The following is a 17765-nucleotide window of genomic DNA, read 5'->3' as shown; positions in this document are numbered from 1 at the left end:
CAGGAAATGGCCACCAACAAGAAGAAGATTTTCGTCACCCAGACTTTGTCACCGGGGGCGCGGGTGCTCCTCAACGAGCGGGACGACGTAGAACTCATCGAATTTCCCAACCTGATCTCCGCCAAGGACTTTCAGACCATGCTCGAGCAGCATGCGCCGGTCCATGGCGTGGCGCTCGGCGCAACCCGCTTCGGCGAGGCGGAGCTGGAGGCGTCCAAGGGCATGATGGTGGTGACCCGGATCGGTGTCGGCTATGACGCCGTCGACGTTCCGGCGCTGTCGCGCCGCAAGGTGCCGCTGATGGTCGCAGGCACCGCGAACTCGCCGTCGGTCGCCGAACAAGCTGTGTTCATGATGCTGACGCTGGCCAAGCGCGCGCAGGAAATGCACACGATGGTCAAGGACGGCACTTGGGCGAGCCGGCTCGGCGTGCTGCCGTTCGATCTCTACGGCAAGACCGTCCTGATCGTTGGCTTCGGCCGCATCGGCACCCGCACCGCCAAGCGCTGCCTCGCCATGGAAATGAACGTGCTGGTCTACGATCCCTACAAGCCCGCCAGCGAGATCACGGCTGCCGGCTGCGAGGCCGTGTCGAACCTCGAAGCGGCGCTGCCGCGGGCGGACTTCGTCACGATCCATTGCCCGAAGAATCCCGAAACCGTCGGGCTGTTCAACGCCGCGCGGATCAGGCTGATGAAGCCGACCGCCTATCTCATCAACACCGCCCGCGGCGGCATCGTCGACGAGAAGGCGCTGCACGACGCGCTGGTGTCGGGCAAGCTCGCCGGCGCCGGCCTCGACGTGTTCGAGGTCGAACCGCCGCCGGTCGGCCAGCCCCTGCACGCTTTGCCCAACGTGATCATGGCGCCGCATGTGGCCGGCGTCACGGTCGAGGCCGTCGATCGCATGAGCGAGCAGACCGCACGCAATATCCTGAGCGTGCTGGATGGCAATCCGCTGCGCCAGAACGTGATCAACCAGGACGTCCTCGGCTGAGCTTTCAGCCTTCCTCGTTTGCGCCGCGGCCGATCCGAAAGGATCGGCCCGGCGATGCGGAGTACCCACATGGCCTTCAAGGAATTCGGCAACTACGATGCGGTCGGTCTCGCCGAGCTCGTCCGCAACAAGGACGTGACGCCGAAGGAGTTGCTCGACGAGGCGATCGCGCGCACCGTCGCCGTCGATCCCAAGATCAACGCTGTGGTCGTCAAGCATTACGACTATGCCGAGCGCCAGATCGCCAAGGGGCTGCCTGACGGTCCTTTCACCGGCGTGCCGTTCCTGCTGAAGGACCTCGATCTGCTCGAAGGCACACGCACCACGTCGGGCGCCAGCCTGCTAAAGGACTTCGTCGCCGATCACAACGGCACCCTGGCCCAGCGTTTCCTCGATGCCGGGCTTGCAATCTTCGGCAAGAGCTCGAGCCCGGAATTCGGGCTGATGCCGACGACGGAATCCCGTCTGTTCGGCCCGACCCGCAATCCCTGGAATCTCGACCATTCCTCCGGCGGCTCGTCCGGCGGCGCTGGGGCTGCGGTCGCGGCCCGCATCCTGCCCGTCGCGCATGCCAGCGACGGCGGCGGGTCGATCCGGATCCCCGCCTCCGCCTCCGGCGTGTTCGGCATGAAGCCGACGCGTGCCCGCAACCCCTGCGGGCCCGATCGCGGCGAAGGCTGGGGCGGCTTCTCGGTCGGCCATGTGCTCAGCATCAGCGTCCGCGACAGCGCGGTGATGATGGATGCGATCCACGGCCCGGAGCCGTCGAGCCTCTATGTCGCGCCGCCGCCGGAGCGACCGTTCTCGCAGGAAGTCGGCCGCGATCCCGGCCATTTGCGCATCAGCTTCACCGACAAGTCGCCCTACGGCGATGCCATCGATCCCGAGATCGCCGCGGCGGTGCGCGGCATAGCCAAGCTGCTGGCGGGGCTCGGCCATTATGTCGAGGAACGCGCACCGCCGCTGGCGGCCGATCCCGCCGCGGTCATGACGACCATCGTCGGCGGCAACACGGCGCTGACCATCCGTCTGCTCGAGCAGCGCGTCGGGCGCACCCTGACGTCGGACGATGTCGAGCGGCTCACGCTCGCCAGCGCCCAGAATGCGACCAAGATGAACCCGGCCGACTACGTGGCCGCGCAGCTTGCAGCGTTCCAGATTTCGCGCGCGCTTGCGACCTTCTTCGAAGGTTGCGACATCTTCCTCAGCCCGACGCTGTGCGCGCCGCCGCTCCGCCTCGGCGAGCTGAACACGATGTCCGAGGACCTCGGCCACATCGCGCCGGTGCTGCGCCGCTACATGCCGGGCACCTCGATGTTCAACATGTCCGGACAGCCGGCGATGTCGGTGCCGCTGGCCTGGAACAAGGCCGGTCTGCCGCTCGGCATGATGTTCGCGGCCAAGCTCGGCGAGGAAGGACTGCTGTTCCGCCTGGCCGGCCAGCTCGAACAGGTCCGCCCCTGGAAGGACCGGCGTCCGCCGGTTTGTGCCTGACGACGCTTTCAGGCGAAGCGGATCCGCTTCGCCTCAAGACTGCGCGCCAGAACCACCGGGGCTGACAAAGGATAGTCAGATCAGGTAGATAGGGAGGGCGTCGGCACGATTCCGCGCGCCGTCAGCCTGGGAGACCAAACCGTGAATGACCCGACCGACAATGCGCTGGCGGCAATCGCGAGCATTCTCGACCAGACAACCACACCTCCCGAGACCTCCAAATCGACCGACAAGACGGCGGACAAGCCAGTCGAGCCCGCAGCGGAGCCCCCGGCGTCGATAGCGATGCCGCCGCCTTTGCCGCCGTCCATCCAGGTCGAGTCCATCGCGGCCGTGTCCGTCGAGGCCGCGCCTGCCGAGCAGACGGCGGTCGAGCCGCCGCCGATCGAGGAGCCCGAGCCGGTCGAACAGCCTGAGCCAAGCAAGGCTGAGCCGAGCAAAGCTGAGGCAAGTGAACCGGAGCCAACCGAACCGGAGCCGAGCCAGCCGGAAGCGGAGCCGGGGTCGATCCAGCTGCCGCCCCAACCGATCGAGGCCAATGGCTATTCCAAGTCCGGCCCAGGACCAATGGCCGCGCTGCGCTTCCGCTGGACGGTGCGCCAGGACGGCGCCCAATATTATGTCGACGAGACCGTCGGCGAGGCATCGACCCCGCTCGTCAACGGCCCGATGGAGCGGGACGCCGCGATCAAATTCGTCGACGATCGCGAGGCCCACGCGCGGCGGCGCTTCGAGCATTTCAAGCACGAGATGCTCAGCCGCACTGCAAGCGTCGTTCAGGCGAGCAAGGACAGCAACGAGGCCTGAGACGCGATACGTGCCCTTCGGGCATCGCAATCAAATGCGGATGGAGAAGACCTCGGTGTTTCGCGCGCTGGCCGGCCTCGCTCTCGCTTTGCTCCTGTCCGCCGCGCACGCGCAGCAGGCGCCGTCCCGGCTCGATGAGATCGTCAAGCGCGGCATCCTGCGCGTCGGCATGACCGGCGACTATTTGCCCTTCACCTATCTCGACAAGGAGACCAAGGCCTTCCGCGGCTTCGATGTCGACATGGCGCAGTCGCTCGGCAAGGCGCTCGGCGTCAAGGTCGAGTTCGTGCCGACATCGTGGCCGCAAATGACCAGGGATTTCGAGGCCGACGATTTCGACATCGCGATGGGCGGCGTCTCCATCACCTTCGATCGGCAGAAGAAGGGTCTGTTCTCGACGCCGATCATGCGCGAAGGCAAGACGCCGATCGCGCGCTGCGCGGACAAGGGCAAGTTTGAGACGATCGCCGAGATCGACAAACCCGGCACCCGAGTCATCGTCAATCCCGGCGGCACCAACGAGCGCTTCGCGCGCGCCCACGTGAAAACCGCCGAGATCCGCGTCTTCAACGACAACACCAAGATCTTCGACGAGATCGCCAAGGGCGACGCCGACCTGATGATGACCGATGCGTCCGAGACGCGCTATCAGCAGAAGCTGCATTCCGGCGTGCTGTGCGCCGTGCATCCCGATAAGCCGTTCGACTTCGCGGAAAAGGCCTATTGGATGCAGCGCGACGTCGCCTTGAAAGCGTTCGTCGACCAATGGCTTCACATCGCGCGCGAAGATGGCAGCTACGCGAGGATCTACGCTGCATGGTTCGAATAGCCCGCGCCACGCTCAAAATTTGAAGCGCACGGCCTGAAACCAGACCGCAATCCAGCGATTTGAACCTTAGCCGCAAGGATACGACTCATGTTCTGACCGTGATCTGGGACACGTTCAACGGGGTGGTCACCGGATAGCCTTGCGAACGCGGCTCCCTGCACCGGAGGTCGAGATGAGAAAGCTTCTGGCGATCGCCACGCTCGTGCTGGCAAGCACGGCCGCAGCGCAGGCGCAGTACACATTCGATTACGGCGGCCGCACTATTCGCATCGATCCCGATCGCGGCACGGTTTCGATCCCCGGCGTCTACGACAATACTCCCCGCCGCACCAAACGCGCCAAGAGCGACGACACCGAGCAGAAGCGCAAGGCTCCGAAGGAAGCCAACACGAACGCCAAGTCGGACACTAAGTCGGACACTAAGACGAATTCCCAGGCCGCGCCGCCCAGCGCGCCAGCAGCGGCTGCTCCGCCTGCCGTCGATCAGGCCGCCGTCCCGCCGGCGCCTGCCGCAACGGCAGAGCCGCCCAGCACGGGCGTTGCGGCCACGCCGCCTTCAGCTACAGCCGCGACCACACCGCCGCCGCCCGCGGCGCCAGCCGTCCAGCAAACTGCGCCGGCTGCAAAGCCCACCACCGCTCCAACGGTCGGCGCCGCCTCGCCGAGCGCTCCGGTGCCCAAGCCGCTCGCCAATCCCGTGCAAGCAGCGAACTCGCCGCTCGGCCTCTGGCTCACCGAAGAAAAGGAAGGCAAAATCCGCATCGAGCAATGCGGCGCCAATCTCTGCGGCTACGCCGTCGACAAGAAATCGAACGCCAACGGCGAACAGGTGCTGATCAACATGAAGCCGGGCAAGGACAAGTGGAGCGGCCGCATCTTCGATCCGAACAGCGGCAGCACCTACGATTCCACCATCGCGATGAGGAGCCCGGACACGCTACGCGTCCAGGGCTGTGCGTTCGGCGGCATGTTCTGCGGCGGCCAGACCTGGACGCGGGTGAATTGATTGCCTGCAAATCGTAGCCCGGATGGAGCGAAGCTTAATCCGGGATTTTCACCATGGGAGAGACCGCCCCGGATTGCGCTTCGCTCCATCCGGGCTACGGTCTCATAAAATCAAAAGCCCCACCTGATAGCGGGGCTTTCATCTTGCGAACTGCTACGGCTGCTCAGCCGACCTTGCCGTTGTATTCCTCGTCGGTGACGTGCTCCATCCAGGTCGAATAGACGCCATCGAGCGCCTCCTGCATGGCGATGTGGGTCATGCTGTTGTCCGGCGAGGCGCCGTGCCAGTGCTTCTCGTTCGGCGGAATCCAGACGACATCGCCGGGACGAATCTCCCTGATCGGGCCGCCCTTGGCCTGCACGCGCCCGATGCCGGAGATCACATACAGCGTCTGTCCGAGCGGATGGGTGTGCCAGGCGGTGCGTGCGCCGGGCTCGAACGACACGCGGGAGGCGTTCAGCCGCGCCGGCGCCGGCGCCATGTTGATCGGGTCCTGCAACACCGTGCCGGTAAAATTCTCCTTCGGCGCGCGGCGGGTCGGCCGCGAGCCGGAAACGTGGATGTCCATGGGGTTACCTCCCTTTCTTGACGTTATTTCTTGGTCGCGGCGTAGCGCGCCTTGGTCTCGGCATTCATCGGATACAGGCCGGGCAGCTGGGCGCCATTGTTCACTTCGTTGACGATCCAGGCTTCCATCCGTTCCTGCTCCGGCCCCTCGGCCAGCACATGATCAAGGAACGCCTGCGGGATCAGCACCGCGCCGTCCTGGTCGGCCACCACCACGTCATTCGGGAATACGGCAACGCCGCCGCAGCCGATCGGTTCGCCCCAGCCGACGAAGGTCAGACCTGCAACTGACGGCGGAGCCGCGTAGCCGTCGCACCACACCGGCAGGCCGGTGCCGAGCACGCCCTCGACGTCGCGCACCACGCCGTCGGTGATCAGCGCCGTCACCCCGCGCTTGACCATGCGGGCGCAGAGGACGTCGCCGAAAATGCCGGCATCGGTGATGCCCATGGCATCGACCACGGCAATGCAGCCCGCCGGCATCGCCTCGATCGCGGTGCGGGTCGAGATCGGCGACGACCAGGATTCCGGCGTCGCCAGATCCTCACGGGCCGGCACGAAACGCAGCGTGAAGGCCGGTCCGACCAGCCGCTTCTGCCCGGGCTTCAAGGGCTTGGTGCCGCGCATCCAGATGTTGCGCAGGCCCTTCTTGAGCAGGACGGTGGTGATGGTGGCGGTGGACACGTGCGACAGCGTCGCGATCGCTTCGGCGGACAGTGACATCTGGAAAGCTTGCTCCGATGGGAGGAAAAGACCGGCGCATGTTGCCGGGCAAAGGCCTTGCGTCAAGGGCTGCGCGAAAAAGCTGCGATCATCCAAATTTATCGCCGGCATGCCGATTAATTTATTGAAGTTGCTGCATCATTTTGCACGAAGCGAATTCCGTTTTATCCCGAAACACGCTAGCTTGATGGCTGACGACAGCGCTTGACCCAATGGCCGAACCCTTAAGTCCTCCCCGCCTTTTGCCGAGTGGCGACAGCGCCATCACGGTGGAATTCAGCCGCACCATCGACGACGCCGCCAACCGGCGGGTGCTGGCGCTCGACCACGTGATATCCGCCGAGCCGATCGCCGGCATCACCGAGACCGTGCCGACCTACCGGTCGCTGCTGGTGCATTACGACCCCGTGCAGATCGGCTTCGATGCGCTCGGGGAGCAACTGCTCGCACGCTCCGCAAAGGCGCCGCCGACCGAGACCGGAACGCGGCGCTGGCGCATCCCGGTGACCTATGGCGGCGAGCACGGCATCGATCTCGAGGACGTCGCGAAGGCGCTCAAAACCACGCCCGACCAGATCGTGGCGCGCCACGTCGCCGGCGACTACCGCGTCGCCATGATCGGCTTCACGCCAGGCTGGTCCTATCTCAGCGGACTGGAGAAGTTCCTGCACATGCCGCGGCGCAAGGATCCGCGGCTACTGACCCCGGCCGGCACCATTTCGATCGGTGGCATCCAGACCGGCGTGCAGTGCCTGGCCGGCCCGAGCGGCTGGCACCTGCTCGGCCGCACGCCGGTGCGAACCTACCAGTTGCATCGCGAGCCGACCTTCCTGCTCGAGCCGGGCGATGCCATCACCTTCACCGCGATCGACGCCAAGACCTTTGCCGAACAGGACCGCGCCGCCGAGGCCGGCGAGTTCGTCGCCGAACTGGTGACGCCATGAGCAAGCTCGTCGTCACCTCGATCGGCCCGGCGAGCTCGGTGCAGGACGCTGGTCGTCCGGGCTCGCAGCGCTACGGTCTCGTGCCGAGCGGCGCGATGGACCGGCTTTCGCTGGCGGCCGCCAACACGCTGGTCGGCAACGACCTGTTCGCCGCCGCGGTCGAGATCGGCCCGTTCGGCGCCAGCTTCACCGCGCGCGGGGGCGCGGTGCGCGTCGCCCTCGCCGGCGCGTCGCGCAATGCCGATATCGGCGGCCGGCCAGTCGCGTTCGACAGCTCGGCGACGCTCGCCGAAGGTGAGACGCTCACTCTCGGCTTCGCGCGCGGCGGCTCGTTCAGCTATCTCGCGATCGAGCACGGCATCGAGGGCGAGCCGATGTTCGGCAGCCTCGCCGTCAACGCCCGCGCCGGGCTTGGCAGCCCCTACCCGCGGCCGCTGCAAAGCGGCGACGAGTTGACGACGCAAGCCGCGAGCGGCGCGCCCGAACGCCGCATCGAATTGCCTGCCGCGACCGATGCGCCGATCCGCATCGTGTTCGGCCCGCAGGACGACGAGTTCGCCGAGGACCACAAGAAGCTGCTGGTCGACAGCGAGTGGAAGATCTCGGCGACCAGCGACCGCATGGGCTATCGCCTCGAAGGTCCCGTCATCAAGCATCTCGACGGCCACAACATCGTCTCCGACGGCACCGTGAACGGCAGCATCCAGGTACCCGGCAACGGCCAGCCGATCGTGCTGATGCCGGACCGCGGCACCAGCGGCGGCTATCCGAAGATCGCAACCGTGATCACGGCCGATTTCGGCCGCTTCGCGCAGATCTCGGCCGGCCGACCGTTCCGCTTCAAGGCGGTGACGATGGCGGAAGCGCAGGCCGAGTCGATCAAGTTCCACGAGCTGCTGCGTTCCCTGCCCGACCGCCTCCGCCGCATTGAGGATTTTGGCCTCAACGTCGAAGCGCTGCGGGATGCGAATGTCGCGGGTCAGGCCGTCAACGCTGTCGATGTGTCGACCTGGCAAGTTGCGCTACCCTGAATCTATACGAACAACAGACGGATCGATCGTCATGACCTCAACCATCGACCTCAATTGCGATCTCGGCGAAAGCTTTGGCCCCTGGGAAATGGGCAATGATGCCGCGATGATCGAGCTTGCGACCTCGGTCAACGTCGCCTGCGGCTTTCATGCCGGCGACGCCGACATCATGCGCAAGACGGTCGAGCTGGCGAAGGCGCGCGGCGTCAGCGTCGGCGCCCATCCCGGCTATCGTGACCTGCACGGCTTCGGCCGCCGCCCGATGCCGGGACTGACGTCCTCGGAGATCGAGAACCTGATCGCCTATCAGATCGGCGCTTTGCAGGCGATCGCGACCGCGGCCGGCCACAAGGTCACCCACGTGAAGGCGCATGGCGCGATTTCCAACGTCGCTTGCGAGGACGACATGACGGCACGAGCGATCGCCAATGCGATCAAGGCAGTCGATCCCAATCTCATCTTCGTGGTGCTCGCCAACTCGAAGCTGGTGCGCGCAGGTGAAGCGGCGAATCTGCGGATGGCGCATGAGGTGTTCGCCGACCGCGCCTATGAGGACGACGGCAACCTGGTGTCGCGCAAGAAGCCCGGCGCGGTGCTGCACGATCCCAAGGCGATTGCCGATCGTGTGGTGCGGATGGTGCAGGACGGCGCGGTCGTCTCGGTCACCGGCAAGGTGATCAAGATGCAGACCGATACCGTCTGCATCCACGGCGACACGCGCGGTGCCGTCGAGATTGCGCGCGGCCTGCGCGAGGCGCTGAAGCAGGCGGGCATCACCGTTGCGCCGTTCAAGACCGCGCACTAAGCCGCGAACATCGATCAAAAAAGGGCCGGTCGCCGCGCCGGCCCTTTTAGATTCCGTTAAGAGTCTTCTTAAACCCAAACTTGCCGTTTGATTGTTAGGTGCAGCTTCCGAGCCTTTGATTGTCCTCTTAGGAAATTGGGTACGAAAGCATGTTCCGCACCAGCCTCTCTCTCACCATTGCCGCGGTTGCCACCGCCGCCTTCACCAGCGCGGCATCCGCCGGCTGCTACAGCTGCTATACGCCGCCGCCCCAGCAGTGCACGACCTGCTATCAGGTGCAGAGCGTGCCGCCGCAGTATCGCACTGTGCAGGAGACCGTCATGGTGGCGCCGGGCCGCGTCGTCGCGCATCGCACGCCGGCACAGTATCGTACCGTGATGGTGCCGAGGACGGTGATGGTCGCGCCCGAAGGCGTCGCCTATGAGCGCATCCCGCCGCAATACGCCACCCAGGAGCGCACCCAGATGGTCTCGCCGGGCTATTCCTACTACGCGCCGGTTCAGCCGACCTGCAACACCTGCGGTGGCGGCTACGGCTACGGATATGGTCGCGGCTACGGCTACTGAGCCGTCAGCATCCAGCCAACACAAAGCCGCCGCCTGATGACATCAGACGGCGGCTTTTGAATGTTCTGAAGGGCTCAGAACGGGTGGACGGACAGCGTGCCGAACACGATGGCCGCGATCACCGCAAAGGCACTGTACAGCGCCGCGGTGTGAATTCCGGTCCCGGACTTCCGTGAAATGTTTCGCGCGTAAAGGTGCAGGCGGGCCTCCGCCGATAGCTCGCGCATGGTCGATCTCCAACGCCCCATTCTCGGGCATATGGAATATCGTTCGCGGGCGGATTCAAGCGGGCGGCAAAAATAGCGATGCCGCCGCCTTCGGGAACACGGTTCCGAGAGGAATATTCCTTCCCGCGCACCCGGCCGAGAATCCTATTCGCTGCTATTCGAGGCGTCGGGAACCCGCGCCAGTCCTGCAATAACCGAAAATCTCGAAAACAACCCCATGCAAAGTAGCCGGAGGTCGATAGCTGAGGCGCTACCGCGCCCGCGCCTGTTGCCCATCCCTGTCCCGGCAACACGACGCACCGGTCGTGCACGTGCCGCCGGAAGCGGCCGCTGCGGCGCGCTCAGGCCTTCCAGCGCCCGATCTTGAACGCCGCCAGATGCCCCGGAACGTCGCTCGGGTCGAACGGCGGGCCGGCGAACGCCCCGATGGCGCTGTAGGCGCCGGCCGGGCGGCCTGATGCGGCGTCGTAGAGATCGGGCCTGAACACGGCCATGGCGATCTTCAGCGCCTCCGGCCGGTACGGCGTCTGGCCCCAGCGAACCATCTGCGCATAGAGCCAGGCCGCCTGCCCCGGATCAGGCCGCGCCGCAGCCTCGCGCCCGACCAGCAGATAGCGATTGCTCTCGCGCATGGTGCCGTCGGGCGAGATCTTCAGGTGGCCATCGAGCGTGCGCTGGATGACGCTGGCATCGACGCCGATCCGCTCGGGCTGCGCCAGGATGCGCGCGACCTCGGACCGGTTCTCGGGCCGCTCGATGAACTCCACGGCGCGCAGATGCGCACGCACCAGCGCCGCCACGATGTCGGGATGCTTCTCCGACCAGCTCTGCCGCACTGCCAGCACCTTTTCCACCGCGCTGAGCAGGATGTCGGAGACGAAGTGCAGGATGTGGCCGATGCCGAGATCGACCGCGATCGAATTCCAGGGCGCGCCGACGCAGAACGCGTTGACATGGCCGTTGGCGAGGCTGTCGACCATGTAGGGCGGCGGCAGCACCACGAGCTGGACGTCCTCATCGGGATCGACGCCGCCGGCGGCCATCCAGAACCGCAACTGGTAATTGTGGGTCGAGAACGGAAAGGTCATGCCGAAGGTCAGCGGCTCCGCCCCGCTCTTGCGCCGCTTGGCCACCACGCGGGCGAGCGCCTGTGCGGTTGCCATCGGATCGAAGCGGTCGCCGTCGATCTCTTCCATCAGCGCGGCGTGCAGCGCCGGCGATACGGTGATGGCATTGCCGTTGAGCCCGAGGTTGAAGGGCGCCGCGATCGGCACCTTGACGTGACCGAGCCCGAGGCTCGAGGCGATCGCCACCGGCGCCAACAGATGAGCGGCGTCGAACAGGCCGATATTGAGCTTGTCGCGGACGTTCGACCACGACACTTCCCGCACCAGCGTGACGTCGAGGCCTTCGGCCGCCGCGAATTCCTTGTCGACGGCAACGATCAGCGCGGCAGCGTCGACCAGCGGAATGAACCCGATGCGCAATGGTGTGGTCATTTCAGGAGCTCCGACGCCGTCAGGATCGATTGCGCGATCTCTCCGATTTTCTTTTTCTCGCGCATCGCGGTCGAGCGCATCAGCACGTAGGCCTCCTCCTCGGTCAGCCCCTTCACCTTCATCAGGATGCCCTTGGCGCGGTCGATCACCTTGCGCTCCTCCAGCGCGTGCTTGGTGCGGTCGAGCTCGTCCTGCAGCTTGGCGAAGGCATTGAAGCGGGAGACGCACAGATCGAGGATCGGCTTCATCCGCTCCTTCTTGAGACCGTCGACGATGTAGGCGGAGACGCCCGCCTCGACCGAGGCCTGGATCGAGGCGGCGTCGCTCTGGTCGACGAACATCGCGATCGGCCGGCGGACGGCACGGCTGACCTGGAACATTTGTTCCAGCACGTCGCGACTGGGGTTCTCGAGGTCGATGACGATGATCTCGGGGTCGAGCGCATAGATTCGCGAGAGCAGGCTCTGCATCTCGCTGATATGCACGACGTCCGTATACCCGGCCTCCCGCAGTCCCTCCTCCAGGATGGCCGCTCGGATCGGGCTCTCGTCGACTATGACGATCTTGGGAGACGATTCAGCGCTCATCGACAACTCTTAAGGCCCGGCAGATGCATCCATATCATGCCGGAAGCCCCGGGAAAGGGTTGTAATTCTCGGCAATTGGGACTAGCTCCTGCCCATTCATCAGGCAGATCAGAGATATGCAAGAGGCCGCCGCGCCGAAAGTGAGCTTTGTGTCCTTGGGGTGCCCCAAGGCGCTGGTCGATTCCGAGCGCATCATCACCCGGCTGCGCGCGGAAGGCTATGAGCTGTCGCGCAAGCATGACGGCGCCGACATCGTCATCGTCAACACCTGCGGCTTCCTCGACAGCGCCAAGCAGGAATCGCTCGCCGCGATCGGCGAGGCCATGGCCGAGAACGGCAAGGTCATCGTCACCGGCTGCATGGGCGCCGAGCCGGAGCAGATCGAGAGTGCCTATCCCGGCGTGCTCTCGATCACGGGGCCGCAGCAATATGAGAGCGTGCTCGACGCCGTACACCGCGCGCTGCCGCCGGCGCACAACCCGCATATCGACCTGGTGCCGCCGCAGGGCGTCAAGCTGACGCCGCGGCACTACGCGTATTTGAAGATTTCCGAAGGCTGCAACAACCGCTGCAGCTTCTGCATCATCCCGAAGCTGCGCGGCGATCTGGTGTCGCGGCCGGCCAATGACGTGCTGCGCGAGGCCGAGAAGCTGGTGAAGGCCGGCGTCAAGGAATTGCTCGTCATCTCACAGGACACCTCGGCCTATGGCGTCGACCTGAAATACGCCGAGAGCCCGTGGCAGGACCGCAGCGTCCGCGCAAAATTCTTCGATCTCGCCAAGGAGCTCGGCGAGCTCGGCGCCTGGGTGCGGCTGCAATATGTCTACCCCTACCCGCATGTCGACGAGGTCATCGGCCTGATGACCGAGGGCAAGGTGCTGCCCTATCTCGACATCCCGTTCCAGCATGCGAGCCCCGACGTGCTGCGCGCGATGAAGCGCCCGGCTGCGCAGGAGAAGACGCTGGCACGCATCCAGAAATGGCGTGAAGCGTGCCCCGAGCTGACGCTGCGCTCGACCTTCATCGTCGGCTTCCCCGGCGAGACCGATTCCGATTTCGCCTATCTGCTCGACTGGCTCGATGAAGCCGGGATCGACCGCCTCGGCTGCTTCAAATATGAGCCGGTTGCCGGCGCCGCGTCGAACGCGATTGGCAACGCCGTGCCCGACGAGATCAAGCAGGAGCGCTGGAATGCGCTGATGGCGCGGCAGCAGAAGATCTCCGCGAGGCGCCTGAAGCGCAAGGTCGGCACCCGCCAGCAGGTCATCATCGACGAGGTCGGCCCCACGGTGGCGAAGGGCCGGTCAAAGGCCGACGCGCCTGACATCGACGGCGCCGTCTACCTCACCAGTCGCCGCCCGCTGAAGGTCGGCGAGATCGTCACCGCCAAGATCGAGCGCTCCGACCAATACGACCTCCACGGCAGCGTCGCCGGATTCTGACGCTTGACATGTTCCGGCGTTCGGCTGTATGGCCCTCCGCCATGAAGCTGAACCGGACCCACCGCCGCGCCATCTGCCGTCGTCGCACCCGCGACGATGCTGGGCTGCGCCGTGTCCGACGCCATCGCTGATCCTATAAATCAGCCAAGGTTTTCGAGAAGGCCGCGCCCCCAAAGCGCGGCCTTCTCGCTTTTCGGCCTGCCCTTTCCCAACACCGACCCAGAGGAGAACGACATGACCAACGCCACCCATCCGTTCGATGCGCTGATGGACATCACCGCTCGCCCCGAGGTCGTGTTCGTGCGCGGCGCGGGCTCGTATTTGTGGGACAGCAACCGCAACCGCTATCTCGACTTCGTGCAGGGCTGGGCCGTGAATCCCCTCGGCCACTCGCCGGTCATCGTAGCCGACGCGCTCGCCGCGCAGGCGAGACGGCTGCTGACGCCAAGCCCGGCGTTCTACAACGAGCAGAGCCTGAAACTGGCAAAGTTGCTGGTCGACAACAGCTGCTTCGACCAGGTGTTCTTTGCCAATTCGGGCGCCGAGGCCAATGAAGGTGCGATCAAGCTCGCGCGGAAATTCGGCGCCAAGTACAAGAATGGTGCCCACGAGATCATCACCTTCGAAGGCGGCTTCCACGGCCGCACGCTCGCGACCATGTCGGCCTCGGGCAAGAAGGCGTTCGAGCCCCTGTTCGAGCCGAAGGTCTCGGGCTTCCGCAAGGCCAGGCTGAACGACATCGAGTCGGTGCGAAAGCTGATCACGTCGTCGACGGTCGCGGTCATGCTGGAGCCGATCCAGGGCGAGGCCGGGGTCTGGCCTGCGACGGATGAGTTTTTGAAGGAGTTGCGGGCGCTGACCCAGCAGCGCGGCCTGCTGCTCATTGTCGACGAGATCCAGACCGGCATCGGCCGGACCGGAAAGCTGTTCGGCTATCAGCACGCCGGGGTCGAGCCCGACATCATGACGCTCGGCAAGGGCATCGGCGGCGGCGTGCCGCTCGCGGCCCTGCTCGCGACCGAGCATGCCTCGTGCTTCGATCACGGCGATCAGGGCGGCACCTTCAACGGCAATCCACTGATGTGCGCCGCGGGGCTTGTCGTGCTCGATCAGATCGCAAAGCCCGATTTCCTGAAATCGGTCGTCGATGCCGGCCTTTTGCTCGAGCGCGAATTGCAGCGGCTGTCGTCGCGGCACGGTCTCGGCGAGATCAGGGGCCGCGGCCTCCTGCTGGCGCTCGACCTGAAGATGCCGATCGGTGCCGCCGTGGTTGCCGAGGCGTTCGCGGCCGGCGTGCTGATCAACTCGCCGCAGCCGGACACGCTGCGCTTCATGCCGGCGCTGAACGTGACGCGGGAGGAGATTTCCCTTGTCATCGACTGTCTGGATACGGTGCTGACCAAGGTCGGCGCGGCGCGGCGGGTGGCGTAGGATCCTCCCCGCTCGTCATTGCGAGGAGCGAAGCGACGAAGCAATCCATCTTCCCGGCTGGAGAGGTGGATTGCTTCGCTTCGCTCGCAATGACGGCGAGAATTACGGCCGCAGGATCGCTGCGCCCGTCGTCGCCCGGCTCTCCAGGTCGATATGCGCCTTGGCCGCATCCTTCAGCGCATAGGCGTGGTTGATCGGCACATGCAGCTTGCCGTTGATCACGGCGGCGAACAGCGTGTCGGCGCCCTCGAGCAGCTCCTTGCGGGTGCCGACATAGTCGTTGAGCTTGGGCCGCGTCGCGAACAGCGAACCGTGGTTGTTGAGCTCGGCGAGCGCGAACGGCGGCACCGGACCCGATGCGTTGCCGAAGGAGACGAACAAACCGCGTGGCCTGAGGCAGGACAGCGATCCCGGGAACGTGGTCTTGCCGACGCCGTCATAGACGACGTCGCAGAGCTCGCCGCGGCTGATCTGCTTGACGCGTTCGACGAAGTTCTCCTCGTTGTAGAGGATGACGTGATCGCAGCCATTGGCGAGCGCGAGATCGGCCTTCGCCTTCGAGCCGACGGTACCGATGACATGCGCGCCGAGCGCCCGCGCCCATTGGCAGGCGAGCAGCCCGATGCCGCCCGCCGCGGCGTGGATCAGCACGCGATGGCCGTGCTCGACCTTGAAGGTCTTGTGCAGGAGATACCAGACCGTGAGTCCCTTCAGCATCAGCACGGCGCCCTGCTCGTAGGTGATGTGGTCGGGCAGCTTGACGAGCTTGTCGGCCGGGATGACGCGCTCGGACGCGTAGCCGCCGAGATTATAGTAGTAGGCGACGCGATCGCCGGGGTGGAAATTGGTCACGCCCGGACCCACGGCCAACACCTCGCCGGCAGCCTCGTTGCCGGCAATGAACGGCAGGCCGGGCGCCTTGTAGAGACCGGTGCGGAAATAGACGTCGATGAAGTTCAGACCGACCGCGTGCTGGCGGATCCGGACCTCGCCCGTCCCCGGCGCGCCCACCTCGACGTCCTCATAGGTCAGGACTTCCGGGCCCCCCACCTGGTGCACGCGCACAGCCTTGGTCATGTCGTCGCTCCCCTCAATATCAGCGTCAAGCGAGCGAATGCCATCGCGGCCGGCTTGTCAACCAAGCGGGCCGGAACCGGCTACGGCACGATCCGGAAAAGTGCGAAGCGGCTTTCCCTCGCGACAAACGCACAGCGTTTGCCCGGAGATCATGCCCATTAGCGCGCCGGCTTCCTGCGGTTGCGCTTGGCCATGACGTTGAACGCCTCGACCGCGGCCGAGAAGGCGATCGCGAAATAGATGTAGCCGCGCGGGATGTGGAATTTGAAGCCGTCGGCCACCAGCGCCACGCCGATCAGCACCAGGAAGGCCAGCGCCAGCATCTTGGTGGTCGGATGCTCCGCGACAAACCGCGCCACCGGTCCCGACGAGATGTACATGATGGCGCAGGCGATCACCACCGCCGCGATCATGATCTCGATGTCCTGCGCCATGCCGATCGCGGTGATGATCGAATCCAGCGAGAACACCAGGTCGATGATGATGATCTGCACGATCACCCAGAAGAACGCGCTGGCGCTCGGCCTGTCATCGGCGTCCGCCTCGCGCGCCTCGACCTCGCCGTGGATCTCATGGGTCGCTTTCGCGATCAGGAACAGGCCGCCGCCGATCAGGATGATGTCGCGCCACGACAGCGCGACGTCGCTGACGGTGATCACCGGTTGGGTCAGCCCGATCAGCCAGACCAGGATCGAGAGCAGCACAATGCGGAACACCAGCGCCAGCAGCAGGCCGATCTGCCGCGCGCGCTTGGCCTGCGCCGGCGGGATCCGCGACACGATCACCGACAGGAAAATCACGTTGTCGATGCCGAGCACGATCTCGAGCGCAGTCAGGGTCAGCAGCGCCGCCCAGGCTTCCGGGCTGGTGATCAGTTGCATCATGCTCTGAAGGCTTTCATCCGGCGGATCACGGTATCGCTGCCGATGATGTAGACGGCGATGGCGCAGAGACCGAAGGTGATCGGGGCTCCGACCACGAAATCGTTGGCAAGCGTGTACATGCCGAGCAGTGCCCATGCGCCGAGCAGCCACAGCGTCAGCCAGCGCAGCCGCACCACACGCAGCGGATGCAGCACGTGGAACGGCGCGAAGGTCAGCGCGATCAGGGCCGCGACCACGATCGTCGACAGCACCGGCGGCAGGTGCAGCAGGAACAGGTAGAACGCCGCCGCATTCCACAGCGCCGGGAAGCCGCGGAAATGGTTGTCATCGGCCTTCATGCGGCGGTCGGCGAAATACAGCGCGCTGGAGACCACGATGCCGATGCCGAGGATCGGCGCCGCCAGCGGCAGCAGCATGCCGCTCGCGGTGATCGCATAGGCCGGCACGAACACATAGGTGACGAAATCAACCACCAGGTCGAGCACCTCGCCCGACCAGTTCGGCTGCAGCCGCACCACGTCGAGCCGGCGCGCCAGCGGGCCGTCGATCCCGTCGATGATGAGCGCAACCCCGAGCCAGGCGAACATGTTGGCCCAGTGCTCGCGCACCGCCTCCAGCATCGCCAGCAGCGCGACCCCGGCGCCGAGCGCCGTGAAAATATGAACGGTGAATGCGGCGGTCCGCATCCGTTCTGGCAACGCATCGGGCTGGCTCGAATGCTCCATCGGCCGAGTGCTATCAGGAATCGGACCGGTTTGCATATGCGGTCTTGCGGCGTTCCGCCGCGCAAAGCGTTGGAAACTCTTGGTGGTTACCGATGGCTTGAAAATCGGGCCAAGCATGTCAAATG

The 17765-nt window shown here is 65.4% G+C and carries 19 protein-coding genes; 11 read left to right on the top strand and 8 right to left on the bottom strand.

Annotated features, from left to right (window positions below):
* Positions 1 to 6: 6 nt before the first annotated feature.
* The 5 genes from ACVIHF_RS15085 to ACVIHF_RS15065 all read left to right on the top strand — a co-directional run bounded on the left by ACVIHF_RS15085 (position 7) and on the right by ACVIHF_RS15065 (position 5132).
* Positions 7 to 996 carry a hydroxyacid dehydrogenase gene (locus ACVIHF_RS15085; protein WP_225646746.1) on the top strand — a complete coding sequence of 330 codons (990 nt, stop codon included), beginning with the start codon at positions 7 to 9 and terminating at the stop codon, positions 994 to 996.
* A 69-nt stretch (positions 997 to 1065) separates the two neighbouring features.
* Positions 1066 to 2490 carry an amidase gene (locus ACVIHF_RS15080; RefSeq protein ID WP_456792205.1) on the top strand — a complete coding sequence of 475 codons (1425 nt, stop codon included), beginning with the start codon at positions 1066 to 1068 and terminating at the stop codon, positions 2488 to 2490.
* Positions 2491 to 2631: 141 nt separating this feature from the next.
* A complete protein-coding gene (locus tag ACVIHF_RS15075) occupies positions 2632 to 3297 on the top strand; it encodes a hypothetical protein (RefSeq protein ID WP_456792204.1) in 666 nt (221 codons plus the stop codon).
* 40 nt (positions 3298 to 3337) lie between these two features.
* Positions 3338 to 4126, top strand: a complete 789-nt coding sequence (locus ACVIHF_RS15070; protein ID WP_456794089.1) for a transporter substrate-binding domain-containing protein — start codon at positions 3338 to 3340, stop codon at positions 4124 to 4126.
* A gap of 172 nt (positions 4127 to 4298) precedes the next feature.
* Complete coding sequence (locus tag ACVIHF_RS15065; RefSeq protein WP_456792203.1) at positions 4299 to 5132, top strand: DUF2147 domain-containing protein; 834 nt, start codon at positions 4299 to 4301, stop codon at positions 5130 to 5132.
* Positions 5133 to 5295: 163 nt separating this feature from the next.
* Here ACVIHF_RS15065 and ACVIHF_RS15060 read toward each other — a convergent pair whose 3' ends face one another.
* Together ACVIHF_RS15060 and ACVIHF_RS15055 are read right to left on the bottom strand one after the other, a co-directional pair.
* A complete protein-coding gene (locus tag ACVIHF_RS15060) occupies positions 5296 to 5700 on the bottom strand; it encodes a (R)-mandelonitrile lyase (protein WP_016847553.1) in 405 nt (134 codons plus the stop codon).
* A 23-nt stretch (positions 5701 to 5723) separates the two neighbouring features.
* Positions 5724 to 6422 (bottom strand): ribonuclease activity regulator RraA, encoded by a 699-nt coding sequence (locus ACVIHF_RS15055; protein ID WP_456792202.1) that lies wholly within the window; start codon positions 6420 to 6422, stop codon positions 5724 to 5726.
* A gap of 212 nt (positions 6423 to 6634) precedes the next feature.
* On the opposite strand from ACVIHF_RS15055, the gene pxpB reads away from it, so the two are divergent.
* The 4 genes from pxpB to ACVIHF_RS15035 all read left to right on the top strand — a co-directional run bounded on the left by pxpB (position 6635) and on the right by ACVIHF_RS15035 (position 9768).
* On the top strand, positions 6635 to 7366 hold the full coding sequence (pxpB, locus tag ACVIHF_RS15050) for a 5-oxoprolinase subunit PxpB (protein WP_456780556.1): 732 nt from the start codon (positions 6635 to 6637) through the stop codon (positions 7364 to 7366).
* Entirely contained in the window at positions 7363 to 8397 is a 1035-nt protein-coding gene (locus tag ACVIHF_RS15045) for a 5-oxoprolinase subunit C family protein (protein WP_456792201.1), read from the top strand. Before pxpB ends, ACVIHF_RS15045 begins: the two co-directional genes overlap by 4 nt.
* A gap of 31 nt (positions 8398 to 8428) precedes the next feature.
* Positions 8429 to 9202 carry a LamB/YcsF family protein gene (locus ACVIHF_RS15040; RefSeq protein WP_057018693.1) on the top strand — a complete coding sequence of 258 codons (774 nt, stop codon included), beginning with the start codon at positions 8429 to 8431 and terminating at the stop codon, positions 9200 to 9202.
* A 149-nt stretch (positions 9203 to 9351) separates the two neighbouring features.
* Complete coding sequence (locus ACVIHF_RS15035; RefSeq protein WP_456792200.1) at positions 9352 to 9768, top strand: hypothetical protein; 417 nt, start codon at positions 9352 to 9354, stop codon at positions 9766 to 9768.
* 74 nt (positions 9769 to 9842) lie between these two features.
* On the opposite strand, the gene ACVIHF_RS15030 is transcribed toward ACVIHF_RS15035, so the two are convergent.
* The 3 genes from ACVIHF_RS15030 to ACVIHF_RS15020 form a co-directional block, all read right to left on the bottom strand.
* Complete coding sequence (locus ACVIHF_RS15030; protein WP_016844408.1) at positions 9843 to 9995, bottom strand: hypothetical protein; 153 nt, start codon at positions 9993 to 9995, stop codon at positions 9843 to 9845.
* Between the two features lie 341 nt (positions 9996 to 10336).
* The gene (locus ACVIHF_RS15025; RefSeq protein WP_456792199.1) at positions 10337 to 11494 is read right to left on the bottom strand and encodes a CmpA/NrtA family ABC transporter substrate-binding protein; all 1158 of its coding nucleotides are present in this window, start codon (positions 11492 to 11494) and stop codon (positions 10337 to 10339) included.
* Positions 11491 to 12081, bottom strand: coding sequence for an ANTAR domain-containing response regulator (locus ACVIHF_RS15020; protein WP_028332037.1), 591 nt, complete (start codon positions 12079 to 12081; stop codon positions 11491 to 11493). Before ACVIHF_RS15020 ends, ACVIHF_RS15025 begins: the two co-directional genes overlap by 4 nt.
* 116 nt (positions 12082 to 12197) lie before the next feature.
* Between ACVIHF_RS15020 and rimO the strand changes: the two genes are divergently transcribed.
* Positions 12198 to 13523, top strand: a complete 1326-nt coding sequence (gene rimO / locus ACVIHF_RS15015; RefSeq protein WP_456792198.1) for a 30S ribosomal protein S12 methylthiotransferase RimO — start codon at positions 12198 to 12200, stop codon at positions 13521 to 13523.
* 234 nt (positions 13524 to 13757) lie between these two features.
* Positions 13758 to 14954: an acetylornithine transaminase gene (locus tag ACVIHF_RS15010; protein ID WP_456792197.1), complete on the top strand. Its 1197-nt coding sequence runs from the start codon at positions 13758 to 13760 to the stop codon at positions 14952 to 14954.
* A 102-nt stretch (positions 14955 to 15056) separates the two neighbouring features.
* Here the strand turns inward: ACVIHF_RS15010 and ACVIHF_RS15005 are convergent, their stop codons facing one another.
* The 3 genes from ACVIHF_RS15005 to pcsA all read right to left on the bottom strand — a co-directional run bounded on the left by ACVIHF_RS15005 (position 15057) and on the right by pcsA (position 17640).
* A complete protein-coding gene (locus ACVIHF_RS15005; protein WP_456792196.1) occupies positions 15057 to 16031 on the bottom strand; it encodes a quinone oxidoreductase family protein in 975 nt (324 codons plus the stop codon).
* Between the two features lie 158 nt (positions 16032 to 16189).
* Positions 16190 to 16915 carry a TerC family protein gene (locus ACVIHF_RS15000; protein ID WP_456780562.1) on the bottom strand — a complete coding sequence of 242 codons (726 nt, stop codon included), beginning with the start codon at positions 16913 to 16915 and terminating at the stop codon, positions 16190 to 16192.
* Positions 16912 to 17640 carry a phosphatidylcholine synthase gene (pcsA, locus tag ACVIHF_RS14995; RefSeq protein WP_456780563.1) on the bottom strand — a complete coding sequence of 243 codons (729 nt, stop codon included), beginning with the start codon at positions 17638 to 17640 and terminating at the stop codon, positions 16912 to 16914. Before pcsA ends, ACVIHF_RS15000 begins: the two co-directional genes overlap by 4 nt.
* Positions 17641 to 17765 lie beyond the last annotated feature (125 nt).

This window comes from Bradyrhizobium sp. USDA 4506 (assembly GCF_054058795.1).
The sequence above is the reverse complement of the archived record's forward strand: the minus strand, read 5'-3'. Positions and strand labels throughout refer to the sequence as shown.

Bases quoted from the DNA above. Each gene is read 5' to 3' on its own strand.
- ACVIHF_RS15085 (WP_225646746.1), top strand. From the start codon at position 7: ATGGCCACCAACAAGAAGAAGATTTTCGTCACCCAGACTTTGTCACCG.
- ACVIHF_RS15080 (WP_456792205.1), top strand. From the start codon at position 1,066: ATGGCCTTCAAGGAATTCGGCAACTACGATGCGGTCGGTCTCGCCGAG.
- ACVIHF_RS15070 (WP_456794089.1), top strand. From the start codon at position 3,338: ATGGAGAAGACCTCGGTGTTTCGCGCGCTGGCCGGCCTCGCTCTCGCT.
- ACVIHF_RS15065 (WP_456792203.1), top strand. From the start codon at position 4,299: ATGAGAAAGCTTCTGGCGATCGCCACGCTCGTGCTGGCAAGCACGGCC.
- ACVIHF_RS15060 (WP_016847553.1), bottom strand. From the start codon at position 5,700: ATGGACATCCACGTTTCCGGCTCGCGGCCGACCCGCCGCGCGCCGAAG.
- ACVIHF_RS15055 (WP_456792202.1), bottom strand. From the start codon at position 6,422: ATGTCACTGTCCGCCGAAGCGATCGCGACGCTGTCGCACGTGTCCACC.
- pxpB (WP_456780556.1), top strand. From the start codon at position 6,635: ATGGCCGAACCCTTAAGTCCTCCCCGCCTTTTGCCGAGTGGCGACAGC.
- ACVIHF_RS15045 (WP_456792201.1), top strand. From the start codon at position 7,363: ATGAGCAAGCTCGTCGTCACCTCGATCGGCCCGGCGAGCTCGGTGCAG.
- ACVIHF_RS15040 (WP_057018693.1), top strand. From the start codon at position 8,429: ATGACCTCAACCATCGACCTCAATTGCGATCTCGGCGAAAGCTTTGGC.
- ACVIHF_RS15035 (WP_456792200.1), top strand. From the start codon at position 9,352: ATGTTCCGCACCAGCCTCTCTCTCACCATTGCCGCGGTTGCCACCGCC.
- ACVIHF_RS15030 (WP_016844408.1), bottom strand. From the start codon at position 9,995: ATGCGCGAGCTATCGGCGGAGGCCCGCCTGCACCTTTACGCGCGAAAC.
- ACVIHF_RS15025 (WP_456792199.1), bottom strand. From the start codon at position 11,494: ATGACCACACCATTGCGCATCGGGTTCATTCCGCTGGTCGACGCTGCC.
- ACVIHF_RS15020 (WP_028332037.1), bottom strand. From the start codon at position 12,081: ATGAGCGCTGAATCGTCTCCCAAGATCGTCATAGTCGACGAGAGCCCG.
- rimO (WP_456792198.1), top strand. From the start codon at position 12,198: ATGCAAGAGGCCGCCGCGCCGAAAGTGAGCTTTGTGTCCTTGGGGTGC.
- ACVIHF_RS15010 (WP_456792197.1), top strand. From the start codon at position 13,758: ATGACCAACGCCACCCATCCGTTCGATGCGCTGATGGACATCACCGCT.
- ACVIHF_RS15005 (WP_456792196.1), bottom strand. From the start codon at position 16,031: ATGACCAAGGCTGTGCGCGTGCACCAGGTGGGGGGCCCGGAAGTCCTG.
- ACVIHF_RS15000 (WP_456780562.1), bottom strand. From the start codon at position 16,915: ATGATGCAACTGATCACCAGCCCGGAAGCCTGGGCGGCGCTGCTGACC.
- pcsA (WP_456780563.1), bottom strand. From the start codon at position 17,640: ATGGAGCATTCGAGCCAGCCCGATGCGTTGCCAGAACGGATGCGGACC.